Origin of the sequence: Tardiphaga sp. 285_C5_N1_2 (genome assembly GCF_052076065.1) — a bacterium.
In the GTDB taxonomy this organism is placed as follows: Bacteria; Pseudomonadota; Alphaproteobacteria; order Rhizobiales; family Xanthobacteraceae; genus Tardiphaga; species Tardiphaga robiniae.
Genome location: NZ_CP197241.1, coordinates 4,966,107 through 4,983,664, shown reverse-complemented (window position 1 = coordinate 4,983,664; position 17,558 = coordinate 4,966,107). Strand labels below are relative to the sequence as shown.

Here is a 17,558-nt window from a genome sequence, read left to right as displayed (position 1 = left end):
AAGAATGGGGATTGTCCAACCCATACTGCGTCATCGTTCAAACGATGGAGCAAAACAATGAGCACGGCAGACAACAAGAAGCTTATTCAGCAGGTCTATAGCGATTCAGCCAACCGCAGCGGCACGACCTTCGCCGATCATCTCGCCGATGATGCGTGCTGGATCGTCGTCGGGCAGTATTCCTGGGGACGCACGTTCAAGGGGAAGGATGCGATCCTCAACGGCCTGATGGGACATTTCAGGTCGTTATTCGACATCCGGCCGCGCACGGTCGCGTCCAATTTCATTGCGGAAGGCAATCTGGTGGTGGTCGAGGCCAAGGGCGACAATGTCACCAAGACCGGCGATCGTTACGACAACGATTATTGCATGGTGTGGCGTGTCGAGAACGGCAAGATCACCATGATCAAGGAATATTGCGACACTGCGCTTGTGGAGCGGGTGTTGGGTCCTTTCCCGGAGGAGATGGCGCGCGTGCCTGCCTGACACAAAAATGCCGGGCGCAGTGTTGCGCCCGGCCTTCGTCGAATGGTTCGTGATCAGGCTGCGCTGGTGGCGAGATGTTTGAACATGGCGGCGCGGGCTTCGTCGTCCATCTCGGCCTTGAACTTGAATGTGTCCTTCAGGGCGACAGCCTTCGCAGCGGCCGGGCGCGCCGAGATCTCATCATGCAGGCGCTTTACGTTGGGGAATTGGGCAAAGCCCTCGTCGCCGAGAATGAAGTTGGTCATCCGCACCCAGCCCCAGACATCCATGTCGACGATCGTGTAGCTGTCACCGACCATATATTGACGGCCGGCGAGGCGGTCGTTGAGCACGCCGAGATGGCGTTTCGCCTCGAACTGATAGCGGTTATGCGCGTAGTCGACCTTCTCCGGCGCGAAATGCTTGAAGTGCACGGCTTGGCCGAAAAACGGACCGACGCCGGTGGCGACGAACATCAGCCAGGACAGCATTTCGCCGCGATTGGCCGGGGTGTTGGCGGGCAGGAATTTGCCGGTCTTCTCGGCGAGGTAGAGCAGGATGGCGTTGCTGTCGAACACCTTGACGCCGTCGTCGTCGATTGCAGGCACCTTGCCGTTCGGATTGACCTTGAGGAAGTCCCGGTTGAATTGCGCACCGGTGCGGGTGTCGATGGCGATCGGCTCATAGGCCAGGCCGGCTTCTTCCAGAAACAGCGCGACCTTGGTCGGGTTTGGCGACCCGTTGAAGTAAAACTTCAGCATCTCAAATCTCCCTGGATTTTGTACGTCAAAGCGCGAGGCGAGGACCGCGGGCGCGAACCATCGTCTCGTGCTTGGAATTCAGGGGGAGTGCAAGCGGTGTTTTGACGAAGGCCGGGCGCATGCGTCCGGCCGGTGGCATGGGCGGGGACTTTAGACCGCGCCCATCTCGCTGCGGATTTCAGCGCGGAGTTCGTCGATCAAGCGCAGGCCCTTCTTGGTCTCGACGTGCCAGAACGTCCAGCCGTTGCAGGAGGCGGAGCCCTGGGCCATCGCGCCCATGCGATGGATCGAGCCGACCTTGTCGCCGAACATGATGGCGCCGTCGGCGCGCACCAATGCACCATGACGCTTCTTGAGATCGACCAGCTTGGTACCGGGCGAGATCATGCCGCGCTCGACCAGTTCCGAGAACGCCACGCGGGGCGCGCTGCGGGCGGTCATGAACGGCGCCAGTGTTGCCTCGGGCAGTGGCTCGATCGCGGCGATGCGCGCTTCGGCAGCGGCGGCGTAGTCGCGGTCACGCTCGAAGCCGATGTAATTGCGGCCGAGGCGCTTGGCGACAGCGCCAGTGGTGCCGGTGCCGTTGAACGGATCGATGACGAGGTCGCCGGGTTTCGACGACGACAGCAGCACGCGGGCGAGCAGACCTTCCGGCTTCTGTGTCGGGTGAACCTTCTTGCCGTCCGAGCCCTTCAGGCGTTCGTCACCGGTGCACAGCGGGATCAGCCAGTCGGAACGCGCCTGCACGTCTTCATTGGCGGCCTTGAGGGCTTCGTAATTGAACGTGTAGCCCTTCGCGTTTTCATCGCGCGCAGCCCAGATCATGGTCTCATGCGCATTGGTGAAGCGACGGCCACGGAAATTCGGCATCGGGTTGGATTTGCGCCACACGATATCGTTCAGGACCCAGAAGCCAAGGTCCTGCATGATGGCGCCAACGCGGAAAATGTTGTGGTAGGAGCCAATGACCCACAAGGTCGCCGACGGCTTCATGATACGGCGTGCGGCCAGGAGCCACGCGCGCGTGAAGTCGTCATATGCGGCGAATGACGAGAACTTGTCCCAGTCATTATTCACCGCATCGACATGGGATTCATCGGGGCGCTTGAGATCGCCCTTCAGCTGCAGATTGTACGGCGGATCTGCGAACACCAGATCGACCGACCCTGCCGGGAGTTTTGACATCTCTGCGACGCAATCACCAATGACGATGCTGCTGCTCGGAGAGGTTTCGAAGTGAGAGCGGGGCGCCCTTGCAGACGCCCCGCGACGCGAAACAACCATGACTCAATTACTCTGACTCAGGCGACGCTGTCGGCGACGCGGGACTAAACAACCGACAGGCAGACATTGACCGGGCAAAGTAAAAATCGACTTAATTGGTAACGAGTTCGAACTAGGCAAGTTTTGCCGGGCAGGTTAATGCTTAATGGAATGGAAATTTTACGCTGCAATTGCGTTATGGTGTTCGGATCGCGTCAAACCGGTCTAAAATGCTGCGACTTGAAATGAAGGAATTACCTCATGCGTTACGATGACTTCCGTCGCAGCGACAATATCGACGACCGTCGTGACGATAGCGGCGGCGGATATGGCGGCGGAGGTGGCGGTGGTTTCGGAATTCCGGGCGGTGGCGGTGGTCTCGGCATCGGCACGGTGATTGTGCTTGGCCTCGTTGGCTGGGCGTTCGGCATCGATCCGCGCATTCTTATCGGCGGTGCAGAAATTCTCACCGGCGGCCAGCAGGCGCCGACCTATCAGACCGATCGGCGCTCGACGCCGACGAAATCAGGCGCACCCACCGACGAGATGGGCAGCATGATCTCCGGCGTGCTCGGCGAGATCGACGATCGCTGGGACGAAATCTTCAAGGAGAGCGGGCAGAAATATACCGGGCCGCAGATCGTGCTGTTTCGCAATGCCACCAATGGCGGGCGCTGCGGCAATGCGCAGTCGGCGATGGGGCCGTTCTACTGTCCGCCCGACAAGAAGATCTATCTCGACACCGGCTTCTTCCGTCAGGTTGAAACCAAATTCCGCGGTTGCTCGGGCAATGCCTGCAAATTTACCGCGGCATATATCATTGCGCATGAAGCCGGCCATCACATTCAGAACCTGCTCGGGATCATTCCGCGCGTGACACGCCTGCAGCAGCAGGCCGGCAGCAAGGCTGAGGCCAATCTGCTGCAGGTCCGCGTCGAGTTGCAGGCCGATTGTCTGTCGGGCGTCTGGGTCAATCGCGAATCGAAGAAGCGCCCCGGTTTCCTCGAAGCCGGCGACATCGATGCTGCGCTGCAGACCGCGTCCGCCATCGGCGACGATACGTTGCAACGTCAGGCACAGGGTCGCGTCGTGCCGGATTCCTTCACGCACGGTTCTGCCGAACAGCGCAAGCGCTGGTTCATGACCGGCTATCAGCAGGGCACCGTGCAGGCCTGCAATACATTCGCGACGGATCGACTGTAACGACGATGGAGCCCGACACGACCAAAGCCTTCGTACCGCTCAACATTGCGGTACTGACGATTTCCGACACGCGGTCGCTCGATGACGACAAGTCCGGCGCGACGCTGGCCGATCGGCTGACATCGGCCGGTCACGTGTTGGCGAAGCGCGAGATCGTCACGGACGATGTCGAAGCGATCCGCAAGATCGTGCGCGCATGGATTGCCGATCCCGGCGTGGACGCGATCATTACGACCGGCGGCACGGGGTTCACCGGCCGCGATGTCACGCCGGAAGCCATCGAGCCGCTGTTCGAGAAGCGGATGGATGGTTTCTCGATTGCGTTTCACATGCTGAGCCACGCCAAGATCGGTACCTCGACGATCCAGAGCCGCGCGACTGCTGGCACCGCCGGCGCGACATTTATCTTCTGCCTGCCGGGTTCGCCCGGCGCCTGCCGCGATGGCTGGGACGGCATCCTTGCCGCGCAACTGGATTACCGCACGCGGCCCTGCAATTTCGTGGAGATCATGCCGCGGCTGGATGAGCATTTGCGACGCCCGAAGGCGAAGGGCGCGTCGGTCTAGAGCACGAGTTCCCAGGTCTCGCCGATCAAATCCTGCCCGAAACTGCGATGCGGCTCGGTGGCGACCAGCGCGAAACCTGCATCCTGATAGACTTTTCGCGCAGCGCCGAGATTGCTCTGGGTCCACAGCGTGATCCTGCGATAACCGCATTGCCGCGCAAAGGCGATGGATTCCGTCACCATGCGCTGGCCGAGCTTTTGTCCGCGCGCCTTGGGATCGATCAGCAAGAGCCGAAACTTGGCGACGTCGTCGGATGCCTTCACGAGAAACAGCGAGCCGACCGGCGCGCCGTCCATCTCGGCGATCCAGCAGCGTTCGCGCGTGGCATCGCATGATGCGACGAATTCTGCGGCGATGTCAGCTACCAGCGCCTTGAAGGACGCATCGAACCCGTATTCACTCGCATAGAGTTCGCCGTGACTGCGGATGACCCAGTCGATATCGCCAGGCTGGAGATCGCGTAGCACTGCAAGCTGAACGGCATCGGGGGCTTGGGCGGCCATGGTCAGGCGACGATGATCCGGCTGCGCAGCAATGTGCGTGAGGAGCGGCCGAGCTGGCGCAGCAGCCGCGCTTCGGAGCGCCGGGCATCGGGTGCGTAGCCCCCGAGACGGTCGTAGTGTTCGCGTGCAATCAGCAGACCTTGATCGGCCTTGGGGCCTGTGATCATCCGGACCAGGTGCTTCAGGCCATCGCGAAAATTGGTCTCGTCATAGGGCGAGCGCGCATAGCGGAAAATGCCCGCGCGGGGGCGGTTGCTGGTCGATACGCGCTGGATGAATTGCTGGGTCTCCTCGATCCAGCCGGCATCGAGCACGGCGCCGGCATGGAGAAACATTAGCCAGGGCGAGCGCGCCTGCTTGGCGCCGGCGGCCATCGCCGCGGCGCGCGATCCCTGCGAGGTCAGGAAGCCGCAGCCGGCGACATCGGCGACACGTTCGATGACATCGGTGCCAGCGCGATCGACCAGCAGCACTTCGCGGATCACACCGGCAGCAGCGCCCGGCACCAGCGCTGCCAGTGTGGCAACAGCGGGCTGTTCGACGCCTTCGGTGGGGATGATCACGCTCAGCATGGGTGTCGGATAATACCTCTCAACAACGGGGTGGCCGCGTTATCATTTCGTCATAGTCTATGCGGCACCGGCGGCTGCTGCAATTTCGGGGCGGTTCGACTTTCGGCCGCCCCTGCAAGGCGGCGGGAGAATGCACAGTGCCCCGGCCGTGTGCCACCCTATTTATGTTCTTGCTTTGTTCCATGTGTACGCTATCGTGGCTTCATGAGTCGCCAGATCGCTGCCCTCAAGCACCCGCCGGTCCCGGCGCCCTCCGATAAGCCGGCGGGTGCGCTTTCCCCTTTTCCCGAGATCGCAGTGGCGATCGACAAGCAGCGGCGGCGCGGCCGCGGTGCCCAGTCCAACGACAGCGGGCGCTACGAGGCCGAGGCCCGGGTAGCCTTTGATGATGGCTGGCAGAGCCTCGATGAATTGCCGCCGTTCAAGACGACCGTTGCGACGGACACCGCGCGCAAGGTCATCACGCGCAATGAGTCGCCGGATATCGGCTTCGACCGTTCGATCAATCCCTATCGCGGCTGCGAGCATGGCTGCGTCTATTGTTTCGCGCGGCCGACCCACGCCTATCTCGGTCTCTCGCCCGGGATCGATTTCGAATCCAAACTGTTCGTGAAGCCCGATGCGCCGGCGCTGCTCGAGAAGGAGCTGGCCGCCGCCGAATACGAGCCGAAGATGATCGCGATCGGTACCAATACCGATCCGTATCAGCCGATCGAGCGCGAGCGGCAGGTGATGCGCGGCATTCTCGAAGTGCTGGAGAAGACCGGCCATCCCGTCGGCATCGTCACGAAGTCTGCCTTGGTGACGCGCGATATCGATATCCTGGCGCGGATGGCGAAGCGCAATCTGGTCAAAGTGGCGCTGTCGGTGACGTCGCTCGATCCGAAGCTCGCGCGCACCATGGAGCCGCGCGCGTCGACGCCGTCGAAGCGGCTGGAAGCTTTGCGGCAGCTATCCGAGGCTGGCATTCCGACCACGGTGATGGTGGCGCCGGTGATCCCCGCGCTGAATGACAGCGAGATCGAGCGCATTCTCGATGCCGCCGCGCATGCCGGCGTCAAGGAAGCCAGTTACGTTTTGTTGCGGCTACCGATGGAAGTGCGCGATCTGTTTCGCGAATGGCTGATCGCGAATTATCCGGATCGCTACCGCCATGTCTTCACGCTGATCCGCGAAATGCGCGGTGGCCGCGATTACGACTCGCAATGGGGCACGCGCATGAAGGGCACCGGACCGATGGCCTGGATGATCGGTCGCCGCTTCGAGATCGCCTGCACGAAGCTTGGCCTCAACAAGCGTCGTTCGAAACTCACCCTCGATCATTTCGAGAAGCCGGCCGGTGCCGGTCAGCAACTGAATCTGTTCTAACTCCGCAGGTCTCGCAGCGTACGGAGTGGTGGAGAGGGGACGTTGGCAGGAAACCAGAGCCTGCCAACGTCCCTCTTTTCGATCTATAGAGTGAGTACAGGAGTGACACGCATGACGATGACGAAACCACCGGCGCCGATCGCGCGCATGACGGTAATCACGTTGGGCGTGGCGGATATGCGCAGGAGCATTGCGTTCTACGAAGCGCTGGGCTTTACGCGAAAGGCCCGTGCCTCTGGCGAGGCCATCGCCTTTTTTGACACCGGCGCCAGCGTCCTCGCGCTGTTTCCATGGGATCAACTGGCGCAGGACGCGACATTGCCTGACCATCCAAGGCCGCAGGCGTTTCGCGGCAGCACGCTGGCGTGGAATTGCCGCTCCGAAGGCGAGGTCGATGCGGTCCTCGCTTTCGCTGTCGATTGTGGTGGATCGCTTTTGAAGCCAGCGCGAAAGACCGATTACGGTGGCTATTCCGGCTACTTTGCGGACCCGGACGGGCACGCCTGGGACGTGGTGACGGCACCGGGGATCGAGGTCGGCGACGACCGGCGGGTGCATCTGGACGATTAAAGCGGCAATCTGAATAGCGGGCACGATCCCGAGTTCCCGGTTGCGCGTGTTGGCCTGCTTCAGCAGGATCGCCGGATGATTCGAGATGCGAAAAAGAAGCCCCCCGCCAAGCCGCGCAAGAGCAAGATCGTTGTCGCGCCATGCTTTACGCGCGAATTCGCGCTGCTGGAGAGAGGCATCTGGCCGGTGGCTGGTTGCGACGAGGCCGGGCGTGGTCCGCTGGCAGGACCGGTCGTTGCCGCCGCGGTTGTGTTGGACCCGAACAACATTCCAAAAGGCCTCGACGATTCCAAGAAGCTGACAGAGAGCAAGCGCGAGGCGCTGTTTGAGGAAATCTGCGCTACGTCGTCATTTGCCGTCGCCTACGCATCACCCGCCCGGATCGACCGCGACAACATCCTGCGGGCGTCGCTCTGGGCGCTGGCGCGTGCCGTCGCGTCGCTCCCGGACGCGCCGAAACATGTGTTCGTCGATGGCCGCGACAAGATCGACACGACGGCCGATTGCGAGGCGGTCATTGGCGGCGACGCGTTGGTGCTCTCCATCGCAGCAGCTTCGATCATCGCCAAGGTGTCGCGCGACCGGCTGATGTGCCGGCTGGCCGAGGATTGTCCGGGCTATGGTTTCGAGGTGCACAAAGGTTATGGCGTGCCGCAGCATATGGCCGCGCTGAACGAATTGGGGCCCAGCATTCATCATCGCAGCCTGTTCGCGCCGGTTGTTGCGGCGCGTGCGCGTCATCAGACTGGCGTCCGTGCGGCGGGTCTGATCGAAGTCCACACCACCATCGATATCGAGATATCCGCCTGAGCGCTCAGGCGGTTGCCTCTCTTGGCTCTGCGCCGTATCACCTGAGCACGCTTCATTCCCTGCTGGCCGGTTCAGACGTTCAATGCGTTTCACCTCCCTGATCGTCGAACTGATCCGCGCCCGGCCACGGCTGGTGTTCTGGATCGTCGTGCTGTGTCAGGCCGCGATCTGGCTCGTCGTCCCCCTGCTGCTGTATCGCGGACCGCCGGGCGATCTCGCCACCGTGTTGGCCTATGGCCGGGAATATCAAGTCGGTACCCATATGGGACCGCCGCTGGCGTTCTGGCTGGCCGACATCGCCTTTCGGGCCGCCGGCAATCATGTTTTCGGTGTCTATCTGCTGGCGCAGATCTGCGCCGTCCTCACCTTCCGCGCGGTCTATCAGCTGGGCAGTGCCATCGTCGGCGGCCCGCAGGCTGTCATCGCCGTGCTGCTCACTATGACGGTTACGGCCTTTAGCACGCCCAGCATCGAATTCGGCCCGCTGATCCTGGCGCGTCCGCTCTGGGCGATGTTCCTGCTGCATGCCTGGCTCGCGATCGGGCAGGGCCGTCGCAATGCCTGGTTCGCGCTGTCCATCGAGGCCGGCCTGCTGCTGCTGACCACGCCTCATGCCATGTGGTTGTTGCCGCTGCCGCTCGTCTTCGGTCTCGCGACCTCGCGTGGCCGCCGTAACCTGACGTCGTTCGACCCGCTTTATGCCTTACTGGTCATCGCGGTGCTGACATTGCCATGGGCCATGTGGGTGATCCGGGCCGGGGCACCGATTGTGCCTGTACCGCCGCAACTGACCGATATCGCCGGCCAGGCGCGGCAGTGGGGCGTGCTGATGGCCTGGCTGCTTGCGTCAATTACCGGCGTGATCGTTCTCACGGTGATGAACTGGGGCCGCATCGTTCCGAAGACCGAGGAAGCTCCCATCATCTTCCGCCCACCGGTCGATCCGCCGGCGCGGGGCTATGTGTTTTTCTTCGCACTCGCGCCGGGATTGCTCGGCAGCCTGTTCGGCGCGCTTTACGGCCTCGATCGCGTTGTCGGCGGCGCCGGCATTGCTCTGGTCATGTCGGGTCTGGCCGTCGTCGTGGCGTCGGGCGATCTGATCGCGCTGCGGCGCCAGCGCGTGCTGCGCAAGGTCTGGGCCTTCGCCATCATCGCGCCGGCCCTCGCAGCCTTCGCCAGTCTTGTGATTCTGCCTTGGGTCGACGGCCCCGAAGATGTGACGGCGCTGCCTGCACGCGAGATCGGGCGCTTCTTCGGCGAGAGCTTCGAGCGCCGGACCAATAAGTCATTGCCGGCGGTGGCCGGCGATGCGCAACTCGCAGCATTGATCGGGATGAGCGCGTCACGGCCGCATTTGCTGAACGATGCAGTGCCTTCGCGCACGCCATGGATCACGCCCGCGAAGTTCGCCGAGACCGGCGGCGTCGTGGTGTGGCGCGCGGCAGATACGATCGGCACGCCGCCCGCGGAGATCGCGCAGCGCTTCCCTAACCTCGTACCGGAAGTCCCGCGCGCCTTCGAACGTCTGGTGAATGGCCGGCAACCCTTGCTGCGGATCGGCTGGGCGATCGTGCGGCCAAAGGCGCCCTAGCTGGTCCTGCCCGACGGTGCTTCCAGCGCCTTTGCGATCGCACGCAGATCCATCCAGGTCATCCGCTTATAAGACGGCGAGCGCAGCAGATAGGCGGGGTGGAACGTCGCCAGCGCTTTGATCTTGCGGGTGCCGGTGTCGTAATCGACCCAGCGGCCGCGCGACTTCATGATGCCGTCGCGGGTCTGCAGCAGCGTCTGTGTCGAGGGATTGCCCAGCGTCACGAGGATGTCCGGATTCACCAGCTCGATCTGGCGCTGGATGAACGGCAGGCAGATCTGCGTCTCCTGCGGCGTCGGCGTGCGGTTGCCCGGCGGCCGCCATGGAATGACATTGGCGATATAGACGTCGGTGCGCTTCAGGCCGATGGCGCGCATCATCAGGTCGAGCAGTTTGCCGGAGCGGCCGACAAAGGGCAGGCCTTCGATGTCCTCGTCGCGGCCCGGCGCCTCGCCGACGAACATGATCCGCGCCTGCGGATTGCCATCGGCAAACACCAGTTGGGTCGCAGTCGATTTCAGGGCGCAGCCGTCGAATCTATCCAGCATGCCACGCAGCACCTCAAGCGAGGGCGCGGTGCGTGCGGCGTCCCGGGCGGCAGCGATGGCAATGTCTGGGGCGACCTCGACACGGGCGGGTGGGCGTGCTGGGGGCGGCGGCATGCCATTGAGCGGTGGTCGCTTCGGCGCGCTGTCGGACAGCTCCCGGGCAGGCGGCGGGAGGTCGTCCGACAGCCGGTTCACCGGCTCATCCATCAATGCGCAATCGACCCCGGCCTCCAGATAAAAGGCGAGCAGTTGCGCAACGCTGGGGTGGGGTTCAGGCGTCATGAGAGGGGGGTCACAGGCATGCCAGCAATCTAGGCCGGATCGCCGCCCAGCGAAACGCCCCCTGTGCATTTAGGTGGTTGTTCTTCCGTCAAAAATCGGAAACAACAGCCCTTAGAAGCGTTCTGAACGGGTTGGAAACGGGTCTGAGACGAGATTATGAGCACTGAAGAACTTCCGCCGCGCGAGTCCATGGAATTCGACGTCGTCATCGTCGGTGCCGGGCCCTCCGGTCTGTCGGCCGCGATCCGGCTGAAACAGCTCAATGCGGACCTGTCCATTGTCGTGGTGGAAAAGGGTTCCGAAGTCGGTGCGCACATCCTGTCCGGCGCGGTGATCGATCCCGTCAATCTCGACAAGCTGATCCCGGATTGGCGCGAAGATGCAGACTGCCCGCTCAAGACCCAGGTCAAGGACGACCAGTTCTATTTCATGACCAAGACCGGCGGCTTCAAGCTACCGAACTTCTTGATGCCGCCGCTGATGAACAATCATCACTGCTACATCACCTCGCTTGGCATGGTGTGCCGTTGGCTGGGTGCGAAGGCGGAAGCGCTTGGCGTCGAAATCTATCCCGGCTTCGCGGCTGCCGAGACGCTGTATGACGACAATGGCGCCGTGCGCGGCATCGCCACTGGCGACATGGGTATCGGCCGCGACGGCAAGCCGAAGGATTCGTTCACCCGAGGCATGGAACTGCTCGGCAAATACACGCTGTTCGCCGAAGGCGCGCGTGGTTCGCTGACCAAGCAGATCATCGCCAAATTCGCCCTCGACAAGGATTGCGAGCCCGGCAAGTTCGGCATCGGCATCAAGGAAGTCTGGCAGATCGATCCGGCCAAGCACCAGAAGGGCACGGTGAAGCACTCGTTCGGCTGGCCGCTCGACAATGACGTGGGCGGCGGCACGTTCCTGTACCACTACGACGATAACCTCGTGGCTGTCGGCTTCGTGCTGCACCTGAACTACGAAAACCCCTATCTCTATCCGTTCGAGGAATTCCAGCGCTTCAAGACCCATCCGCTGATCCGCGACACATTCGAAGGCGGCAAGCGCCTCGCCTACGGTTCGCGTGCGATCACCGAGGGCGGCTACCAGTCGGTGCCGAAGCTGGTCTTCCCGGGCGGGGCGCTGATCGGCTGCGCCGCAGGCTTCGTCAACGTGCCGCGCATCAAGGGTGTTCACAACGCCATGGCGTCAGGCATGCAGGCTGCCGAGCACGTCTCCGCTGCGCTGGCTGCAGGTCGCGCCAATGACGAGTTGATGGAATACGAGGCCGGCTGGCGGTTGTCCTCGATCGGCAAGGATCTCTATCCGGTCCGCAACGCCAAGCCGCTGTGGTCCAAGTTCGGGACCCTCCTCGGCAACGCGCTCGGCGGCTTCGACATGTGGTGCAACACGTTCGGCTTCTCGCTGTTCGGCACGCAGAAGCATGAGAAGCCTGATCGCAAGGCGCTCAAGCCCGCCAAGCAGTATCAGCCGATCGTCTATCCGAAGCCGGACGGCAAGATCACCTTCGATCGCCTGTCCTCGGTGTTTCTGTCGAACACCAATCACGAGGAGGACCAGCCGATCCATCTCAAGGTTGCCGACATGGCACTGCAGAAGTCGTCGGAGCACGACGTCTTTGCCGGCCCGTCAAATCGCTATTGCCCGGCAGGCGTCTATGAGTGGGTTGAAGAGTCGAGCGGTGCGCGATTCCAGATCAATGCGCAGAATTGCGTCCACTGCAAAACCTGCGACGTGAAGGATCCCAACGGGAACATCACCTGGGTTCCGCCGGAAGGTGGCGGCGGCCCGAACTACGAGGCGATGTAACCGGTTCGCTGATTACGATTGTGTGAGCGGCGGCGCCCGTAGGCGGGCCGCTACACCGGCCGGATGTCACGATAACGCCACAGTGCGAGCGTTCTCAGGGGCAGTGGCGCAATCCGGCGGCCCAATTGCTGACAGGCTTCAAGGTGCCACTGGTGCGATCGCGCCTCCGATCCTTGCGATTGACCGCCAAACGCGGCATTGTTGGCATGCGCACTATTGCCGGGTCGGCTGCGCATCCGAGCCTGTCTTGCAGTCTTGCTCGCATTTTGCTCGATATCCTGCCCGTAAATCCTGGAGCTAGGCGAACCCTATGTTGTCCATCCGTTTCAATCGTTTGACGCTCGCTGCCGCCACGGTCGCCGTCCTCGCGATGCCCGGTCAGCTGCTAGCGCAAACCCCGGATCATACCGGCGATAGCTCCGCCGCCCAGTTTCCCACCTCCCGCGATCTGAAGTCGCTCACCACCGCCGGCAGCTATCTGGCCGCCCGCCACGCCAGCGTCGAGCGCGACGCCACCTCGGCTGCGGCGTTTTACCGCTCCGCGCTGCGTACCGATCCGAAGAACAACGAACTGCTCGATCGCGCCTTCATCTCCTCGCTCGCTGATGGCGATATCGAAGAGGCCGTCAAGCTCGCCGATCGCATCCTCACCATCGACAAGTCGAACCGCGTCGCCCGTCTCGTTGTGGGTGTGCGCGATCTCAAGCTGAAGAAATACGCTGCCGCGCAGACCAATATCAACCAGTCGGTGCGCGGCCCGATCACCGACCTCGTTGCGACGCTGCTGTCGGCCTGGGCCGGCTACGGCGCCGGCGAGAGCAAGACGGCGATTGCCAATATCGACAAGCTGGCCGGTCCGGAATGGTATCCGATCTTCAAGGATCTGCATGCTGGCCTGATCCTCGATCTTGCCAACAAGCAGAAGGATGCGGGCGCCCGTTTCGAGCGCGCCTACAAGCTCGACGATTCCGCGCTGCGCGTGGTCGACGCCTATGGCCGCTGGACCTCGCGCAACAAGGACGATGCTGCGGCGCTCGGCATCTACGAGACCTTCAACAAAAAGCTCGCTCGTCATCCGCTGGTGCTGGAAGGTATCCGCGAAACCAAGGCCGGCAAGAAACTGGCACCGCTGGTCGACAGCCCGCAGGCTGGCGCTGCTGAAGCACTTTATGGCATCGGCGCATCGCTAACCCGCCGCGGCGGTGAAGACCTCGCGCTGGTCTATCTGCAGCTCTCGCTTTATCTCAAGCCGGATCATTCGCTGGCGCTGCTGTCGCTCGCCGACCTCTATGAGTCGGTGAAGAAGCCGCAGATGGCCATCAAGGTCTATGAGCGCGTGCCCGCCAATTCGGCGCTGAAGCGCAATGCGCAGATCCAGCAGGCCACCGATCTCGATGCGGCTGATCGCAGCGATGAAGGCATCAAGATTCTCAAGGGTGTTGTCGCCGACGATCCCCGGGATCTCGAAGCCATCATGGCGCTCGGCAATATCGAACGCGGGCGCAAGAAGTTTGCGGACTGCTCCGAAACCTACACCAAGGGCATCGATGTCATCGCCGCCAACCAGGACAAGCCGAACTGGGTGTATTTCTACTTCCGCGGCATCTGCCTTGAGCGTTCGAAGCAGTGGGCCAAGGCTGAAGTCGATATGCGCAAGGCTCTCGAATTGCAGCCCGAGCAGCCGCACGTGCTGAACTATCTCGGCTATTCCTGGATCGATCAGGGCATCAACCTCGACGACGCCATGAAGATGATCAAGCGCGCCGTCGACCAGCGTCCGGACGATGGCTACATCGTCGACTCGCTCGGCTGGGCCTATTACCGCATCGGTAATTTCGACGACGCTGTGAAACAGCTCGAGCGCGCCATCGACCTGAAGCCGGAAGATCCGACCATCAACGACCATCTCGGCGATGCCTATTGGCGCGTCGGTCGCAAGCTGGAAGCCAAGTTCCAGTGGCAGCACGCCAAGGACCTGAAGCCTGAAGCCGAAGAGATTCCGAAGATCGAAGCCAAGATGGAAAACGGTCTGTCGGACGAACCTTCGTCTTCGGCCGCATCCAACGACAAGAAAAAAGAAGACGGCAAAGGCGGCTAATTCCATGGTTGGGGGCACGACCGGTTCAACGAGCCCGGTTCTCGAAGAAGATGCGCGCGCCAAGGTCAATCTGACCCTGCGCGTCATCGGCCGTCGAGTTGACGGCTATCATGATCTCGAAAGCGTCGTGGCCTTTGCCGATTGCGCCGACAGATTGACGCTGGAAGCTGGCGGCGATCTGTCGCTCACGGCCACCGGTCCGCGCGCGCAGGAATGTGGCGACACCGCCGATAATCTCGTTATCAAGGCCGCGCGCTTGCTCGGCGAGCGGGTTGAGGATCTTACATTCGGGCGCTTTGCACTCGACAAGCACTTGCCGGTTGCCGCCGGCATTGGCGGCGGGTCGGCGGATGCTGCCGCAGCGCTCCGCCTCCTGGTGCGCGCCAACAATCTCGAAATGGACGATCCCCGCGTGCTCGAAGTGGCGCGCCTGACCGGCGCCGATGTGCCGGTTTGCGTGCCGTCGCACGCCTGCGTGATGACGGGTGTGGGCGAAAACCTGCTGCCGCTCAGCATTCCGCGTTTACCCTGCGTGATGGTCAATCCGCGCGTGCCGGTAGCGACCAAGGATGTGTTCAAGGAGCTCGGTCTGAAGAATGGCGAGCTGCGTGTCGGGGTCAAGGACGTGTTGAAACGGGCCACCTGGCCGAATGAAGGCGGCTCACTCGATGCCTGGATCGATGCGCTCAATGCCGGAACCAACGATCTCGAAGCGCCTGCGCTGAAGGTCGAGCCCGCGATTGACACCGTGCTGTCGGCCTTACGCGGTGCCGAAGGCGTTCGCCTGGCTCGCATGTCGGGTTCGGGCGCGACCTGTTTTGCGCTGTTCGGCAACGACACCGATGCGCAGCGCGCGGCCGGTGCCATTCAACTCGCCCACCCGCTGTGGTGGGTGCATGCCGGCGCGCTGAGCTAGCGCGCTTTTTCCCTCGCCCCGCCTGCGGGGAGAGGGTGGCGCGGACGAAGTCCGCGACGGGTGAGGGGGAGCCAGCGAGTGAAACACTGGCTCCCCCTCACCCGGATCACTCGCTGCCGCTCGTGCTCCGACCTCTCCCCGCAAGCGGGGCGAGGTTAAGAAAAGCAACTAACTACCCCAGCCTGCGCTGTAGCCACCATCCACCGTGTAGATCACGCCGGTCGTATAGCCCGCGCGATCTGACGCCAGAAACGTCATCATGTCGGCGATCTCGCGCGGTTTCGCAGCGCGGCCGAGTGGCAAGCCCTGCTGCAATTCCCGGAAGCGGTTCTCGTCCCCGAATTGCGCCTTGGCGCGGGTCTTCATCAGCGTGATGTGGCGCTCGGTCTCCACCGGGCCCGGGTTGATGCCGACGACGCGGATATTGTCCTTCAGGCTCTTGCCGCCCAGCGCCCGCGTGAACGCCATCAACGCGGCATTGCCGGCGCTGCCGCAGATGTAATTGGCGTCGAACTTCTCGCCGGCAGCGCCGATGTCGTTGACGATCACGCCATGACCGCGCGCCTTCATCTGCGCATAGACGAGGCGCGTCAGATTGATGAAGCCGAACACTTTGAGGTCCCAGGCATGGCGCCAGGTCGGCTCGTCGATCCTGTCGAGCGATCCGCCGGGAATATCGCCGGCATTGTTGACGAGGATGTCGATATCGCCAGTTGCGACCGCCAGCGCGGCCAGATCGTCCGGCTTGCGCAGATCGACGCCATGCACGGCGACGTCGATCTGGTGGTTGGATCGCAGCCGGTCCGCCAGCGCTTGCATCTGCTCCACATTGCGGGCCGCGAGGCGGAGATCGCAGCCTTCTTCGGCAAACGCTTCCGCGGCCGCCGCGCCGATACCCTTGGATGCGCCCGTGATCAGGACGCGCTTGCCGCGCAAATGAAGATCCATGGAATGCCTCTGGATTGCAGAAGGGATTGTCTGCGACAGAGTTAGGCCCCTGCGGCAAAACCGGTCAACATTGCAGTGCAGCGTTGATCGCAGGCCGGCTTTGGTCCACATCTGCAGGCAGAATTACTGGCGAAGGAAACCCCACGTGAGCGCACAAAAAGAATATCGGATCGCGGTCATCCCCGGCGACGGCATCGGCAAGGAAGTGATGCCGGAAGGCCTGCGTGTCCTTGAAGCGGCAGCGAAAAAGCATCGTGTGAAGGTGCATTTCGATCATTACGACTTCTCGTCCTATGACTATTACGAGAAGCATGGCCAGATGATGCCGGACGACTGGAAAGCGCAGATAGGCAAGCACGATGCGATCTATTTCGGCGCCGTCGGCCTGCCGGCAAAGATTCCGGATCACATTTCGTTGTGGGGCTCGCTGATCAAGTTCCGGCGCGAATTCGACCAATACGTCAATCTACGCCCGGTGCGCCTGATGCCCGGCGTGCCCTGTCCGCTGGTCGGTCGCAAACCCGGCGACATCGACTTCTGGGTGGTGCGCGAGAATACCGAAGGTGAATATTCATCCGTCGGCGGTCGCATGTTCCCGGACACCGACCGTGAATTCGTTACCCAGCAGACGGTGATGACCCGCACCGGTGTCGACCGCATCCTGAAGTTCGCGTTCGATCTCGCGCAGTCGCGGCCGAAGAAGCACCTGACCTCGGCGACCAAGTCCAACGGCATCGCGATTACGATGCCCTATTGGGACGAACGCGTGAAGGCGATGGGCGCGAACTATCCCGATGTGAAGTGGGACCAGTATCACATCGACATTCTCACCGCGAATTTCGTAATGCATCCGGACTGGTTCGACGTCGTGGTTGCATCCAACTTGTTTGGCGACATCCTGTCCGATTTGGGCCCGGCCTGCACCGGCACCATCGGCATCGCGCCATCCGGCAATATCAATCCGACTGGCGATTTCCCGTCGGTGTTCGAGCCGGTGCATGGCTCGGCGCCGGATATTGCCGGGCAGGGCATCGCGAATCCGATCGGTATGATCTGGTCCGGCGCGATGATGCTGGAGCATCTCGGCGAGAAGGCTGCAGCGGATTCCATCGTCAAGGCGATTGAACGCACGCTCGGTGAACGCACGCTGCGGACGCGCGATCTCGGCGGTCAGGCCGATACAGGCGCTTGCGGCAAGGCCGTCGCGGAGATGGTGGAGTAATTCTGCTTCTTGCGCATCTAGAAAAATGCCCGGCTTTTGAGCCGGGCATTTTCATTT

General features: G+C 62.3%; 16 protein-coding genes and 1 pseudogene. 11 read left to right on the top strand and 6 right to left on the bottom strand.

Features of this window, described 5'->3' with window-relative positions:
• Positions 1 to 57: 57 nt before the first annotated feature.
• Positions 58 to 486 carry a nuclear transport factor 2 family protein gene (locus AB7951_RS23635; RefSeq protein WP_089262411.1) on the top strand — a complete coding sequence of 143 codons (429 nt, stop codon included), beginning with the start codon at positions 58 to 60 and terminating at the stop codon, positions 484 to 486.
• Positions 487 to 539: 53 nt separating this feature from the next.
• Here AB7951_RS23635 and AB7951_RS23630 read toward each other — a convergent pair whose 3' ends face one another.
• Both AB7951_RS23630 and AB7951_RS23625 read right to left on the bottom strand, forming a co-directional pair.
• The gene (locus AB7951_RS23630) at positions 540 to 1,226 is read right to left on the bottom strand and encodes a glutathione S-transferase family protein (RefSeq protein ID WP_439062169.1); all 687 of its coding nucleotides are present in this window, start codon (positions 1,224 to 1,226) and stop codon (positions 540 to 542) included.
• 150 nt (positions 1,227 to 1,376) lie between these two features.
• Complete coding sequence (locus tag AB7951_RS23625) at positions 1,377 to 2,510, bottom strand: site-specific DNA-methyltransferase (RefSeq protein WP_093759553.1); 1,134 nt, start codon at positions 2,508 to 2,510, stop codon at positions 1,377 to 1,379.
• Positions 2,511 to 2,750: 240 nt separating this feature from the next.
• Between AB7951_RS23625 and ypfJ the strand changes: the two genes are divergently transcribed.
• Both ypfJ and moaB read left to right on the top strand, forming a co-directional pair.
• A complete protein-coding gene (ypfJ, locus tag AB7951_RS23620; protein WP_089262405.1) occupies positions 2,751 to 3,692 on the top strand; it encodes a KPN_02809 family neutral zinc metallopeptidase in 942 nt (313 codons plus the stop codon).
• Between the two features lie 5 nt (positions 3,693 to 3,697).
• The gene (gene moaB, locus AB7951_RS23615; protein ID WP_120288413.1) at positions 3,698 to 4,258 is read left to right on the top strand and encodes a molybdenum cofactor biosynthesis protein B; all 561 of its coding nucleotides are present in this window, start codon (positions 3,698 to 3,700) and stop codon (positions 4,256 to 4,258) included.
• Here moaB and AB7951_RS23610 read toward each other — a convergent pair.
• A pseudogene (locus tag AB7951_RS23610) lies at positions 4,255 to 4,728 on the bottom strand (GNAT family N-acetyltransferase); the annotation flags it as partial. The gene moaB and the pseudogene AB7951_RS23610 sit on opposite strands and share 4 nt — an antisense overlap.
• 35 nt (positions 4,729 to 4,763) lie before the next feature.
• The gene (locus tag AB7951_RS23605; RefSeq protein WP_089262399.1) at positions 4,764 to 5,333 is read right to left on the bottom strand and encodes a glycosyltransferase; all 570 of its coding nucleotides are present in this window, start codon (positions 5,331 to 5,333) and stop codon (positions 4,764 to 4,766) included.
• Between the two features lie 204 nt (positions 5,334 to 5,537).
• Between AB7951_RS23605 and AB7951_RS23600 the strand changes: the two genes are divergently transcribed.
• The 4 genes from AB7951_RS23600 (at position 5,538) to AB7951_RS23585 (ending at position 9,672) form a co-directional block, all read left to right on the top strand.
• Positions 5,538 to 6,701, top strand: coding sequence for a PA0069 family radical SAM protein (locus tag AB7951_RS23600; protein ID WP_120288415.1), 1,164 nt, complete (start codon positions 5,538 to 5,540; stop codon positions 6,699 to 6,701).
• Between the two features lie 117 nt (positions 6,702 to 6,818).
• Positions 6,819 to 7,271, top strand: coding sequence for a VOC family protein (locus AB7951_RS23595; protein WP_120289109.1), 453 nt, complete (start codon positions 6,819 to 6,821; stop codon positions 7,269 to 7,271).
• A gap of 75 nt (positions 7,272 to 7,346) precedes the next feature.
• On the top strand, positions 7,347 to 8,081 hold the full coding sequence (locus tag AB7951_RS23590; protein ID WP_439062170.1) for a ribonuclease HII: 735 nt from the start codon (positions 7,347 to 7,349) through the stop codon (positions 8,079 to 8,081).
• 82 nt (positions 8,082 to 8,163) lie between these two features.
• Positions 8,164 to 9,672 (top strand): glycosyltransferase family 39 protein, encoded by a 1,509-nt coding sequence (locus AB7951_RS23585; protein WP_120288417.1) that lies wholly within the window; start codon positions 8,164 to 8,166, stop codon positions 9,670 to 9,672.
• Here the strand turns inward: AB7951_RS23585 and AB7951_RS23580 are convergent.
• Positions 9,669 to 10,502, bottom strand: coding sequence for a uracil-DNA glycosylase (locus tag AB7951_RS23580; RefSeq protein WP_439062171.1), 834 nt, complete (start codon positions 10,500 to 10,502; stop codon positions 9,669 to 9,671). The genes AB7951_RS23585 and AB7951_RS23580 overlap by 4 nt on opposite strands.
• A 156-nt stretch (positions 10,503 to 10,658) precedes the next feature.
• On the opposite strand from AB7951_RS23580, the gene AB7951_RS23575 reads away from it, so the two are divergent.
• The 3 genes from AB7951_RS23575 (at position 10,659) to AB7951_RS23565 (ending at position 15,331) form a co-directional block, all read left to right on the top strand.
• Positions 10,659 to 12,317, top strand: a complete 1,659-nt coding sequence (locus AB7951_RS23575; protein WP_439057165.1) for an electron transfer flavoprotein-ubiquinone oxidoreductase — start codon at positions 10,659 to 10,661, stop codon at positions 12,315 to 12,317.
• A 310-nt stretch (positions 12,318 to 12,627) separates the two neighbouring features.
• Positions 12,628 to 14,415, top strand: coding sequence for a tetratricopeptide repeat protein (locus tag AB7951_RS23570; protein ID WP_231078089.1), 1,788 nt, complete (start codon positions 12,628 to 12,630; stop codon positions 14,413 to 14,415).
• Positions 14,416 to 14,419: 4 nt separating this feature from the next.
• Positions 14,420 to 15,331 (top strand): 4-(cytidine 5'-diphospho)-2-C-methyl-D-erythritol kinase, encoded by a 912-nt coding sequence (locus AB7951_RS23565; RefSeq protein WP_439062172.1) that lies wholly within the window; start codon positions 14,420 to 14,422, stop codon positions 15,329 to 15,331.
• 168 nt (positions 15,332 to 15,499) lie between these two features.
• Here the strand turns inward: AB7951_RS23565 and AB7951_RS23560 are convergent, their stop codons facing one another.
• Positions 15,500 to 16,279: an SDR family oxidoreductase gene (locus AB7951_RS23560; RefSeq protein WP_093759543.1), complete on the bottom strand. Its 780-nt coding sequence runs from the start codon at positions 16,277 to 16,279 to the stop codon at positions 15,500 to 15,502.
• Between the two features lie 145 nt (positions 16,280 to 16,424).
• On the opposite strand from AB7951_RS23560, the gene AB7951_RS23555 reads away from it, so the two are divergent.
• On the top strand, positions 16,425 to 17,501 hold the full coding sequence (locus AB7951_RS23555; protein WP_093759542.1) for a tartrate dehydrogenase: 1,077 nt from the start codon (positions 16,425 to 16,427) through the stop codon (positions 17,499 to 17,501).
• Positions 17,502 to 17,558: the final 57 nt, after the last annotated feature.

What these genes read in the sequence shown, in the direction of transcription:
- AB7951_RS23560 (WP_093759543.1), bottom strand. Translation starts at nt 16,279, where the DNA reads ATGGATCTTCATTTGCGCGGCAAGCGCGTCCTGATCACGGGCGCATCC.
- AB7951_RS23600 (WP_120288415.1), top strand. Translation starts at nt 5,538, where the DNA reads ATGAGTCGCCAGATCGCTGCCCTCAAGCACCCGCCGGTCCCGGCGCCC.
- AB7951_RS23595 (WP_120289109.1), top strand. Translation starts at nt 6,819, where the DNA reads ATGACGAAACCACCGGCGCCGATCGCGCGCATGACGGTAATCACGTTG.
- AB7951_RS23590 (WP_439062170.1), top strand. Translation starts at nt 7,347, where the DNA reads ATGATTCGAGATGCGAAAAAGAAGCCCCCCGCCAAGCCGCGCAAGAGC.
- AB7951_RS23625 (WP_093759553.1), bottom strand. Translation starts at nt 2,510, where the DNA reads ATGGTTGTTTCGCGTCGCGGGGCGTCTGCAAGGGCGCCCCGCTCTCAC.
- moaB (WP_120288413.1), top strand. Translation starts at nt 3,698, where the DNA reads ATGGAGCCCGACACGACCAAAGCCTTCGTACCGCTCAACATTGCGGTA.
- AB7951_RS23575 (WP_439057165.1), top strand. Translation starts at nt 10,659, where the DNA reads ATGAGCACTGAAGAACTTCCGCCGCGCGAGTCCATGGAATTCGACGTC.
- AB7951_RS23565 (WP_439062172.1), top strand. Translation starts at nt 14,420, where the DNA reads ATGGTTGGGGGCACGACCGGTTCAACGAGCCCGGTTCTCGAAGAAGAT.
- ypfJ (WP_089262405.1), top strand. Translation starts at nt 2,751, where the DNA reads ATGCGTTACGATGACTTCCGTCGCAGCGACAATATCGACGACCGTCGT.
- AB7951_RS23580 (WP_439062171.1), bottom strand. Translation starts at nt 10,502, where the DNA reads ATGACGCCTGAACCCCACCCCAGCGTTGCGCAACTGCTCGCCTTTTAT.
- AB7951_RS23570 (WP_231078089.1), top strand. Translation starts at nt 12,628, where the DNA reads ATGTTGTCCATCCGTTTCAATCGTTTGACGCTCGCTGCCGCCACGGTC.
- AB7951_RS23635 (WP_089262411.1), top strand. Translation starts at nt 58, where the DNA reads ATGAGCACGGCAGACAACAAGAAGCTTATTCAGCAGGTCTATAGCGAT.
- AB7951_RS23585 (WP_120288417.1), top strand. Translation starts at nt 8,164, where the DNA reads ATGCGTTTCACCTCCCTGATCGTCGAACTGATCCGCGCCCGGCCACGG.
- AB7951_RS23605 (WP_089262399.1), bottom strand. Translation starts at nt 5,333, where the DNA reads ATGCTGAGCGTGATCATCCCCACCGAAGGCGTCGAACAGCCCGCTGTT.
- AB7951_RS23630 (WP_439062169.1), bottom strand. Translation starts at nt 1,226, where the DNA reads ATGCTGAAGTTTTACTTCAACGGGTCGCCAAACCCGACCAAGGTCGCG.